The organism is Halomonas flagellata (assembly GCF_022487945.1).
GTDB lineage: Bacteria > Pseudomonadota > Gammaproteobacteria > Pseudomonadales > Halomonadaceae > Halomonas > Halomonas flagellata.
The window spans coordinates 1-558 of sequence record NZ_JAKVPY010000131.1; the positions used below are offsets into that span (position 1 = coordinate 1).

Annotated in this window: 1 protein-coding gene; it reads right to left on the reverse strand. The window is 70.1% G+C overall.

The window, feature by feature from the left end:
• Nucleotides 1–558 (reverse strand): pyruvate kinase (locus MKP05_RS21520; protein ID WP_240570167.1); only part of this gene is annotated, 558 nt, incomplete at both ends.

Genomic DNA, 558 nt, shown 5'->3' on the forward strand with positions numbered 1-558 from the left:
CGGGTCAGGATGACATGATCGCCGGGTTCGGCAATGCCTTTTTCCACCAGCAGCGCCAGCGCCCGGTCGTTGACCTCGGTGGGCACCATCTCGCTGGTGTCGAAGGGCAGCGAGACCACGCCGCGATAGAGCGCCATGCGCCGCTGGGCGATGGGGCTGTGGCCGAGGCCGACGATCGGCAGGCCGGAGCGGATGCGCGAGGCGATCAGCGGCGTGTAGCCGGTGGCGGTCATGCAGGCAATGGCGGCCACCCCCGAGAGGTGGTTGGCGGCGTACATCGCCGACAGCGCGATGGTCTCGTCGACCTGGGTGAAGCCTTCGTGGATGCGGTGGCCGGACTCCTGGGCGATCCGCTCGCGCTCGGCCCCCAGGCAGACGCGGTCCATGGCCTCGATGGTCTCCACCGGGAAGGCGCCGGCGGCGGTCTCGGCGGAGAGCATCACCGCGTCGGTGCCGTCGAGCACGGCGTTGGCCACGTCGAACACCTCGGCCCGGGTCGGCAGCGGCGACTCGATCATCGACTCCATCATCTGGGTGGCGGTGATCACCGCCCGGTTG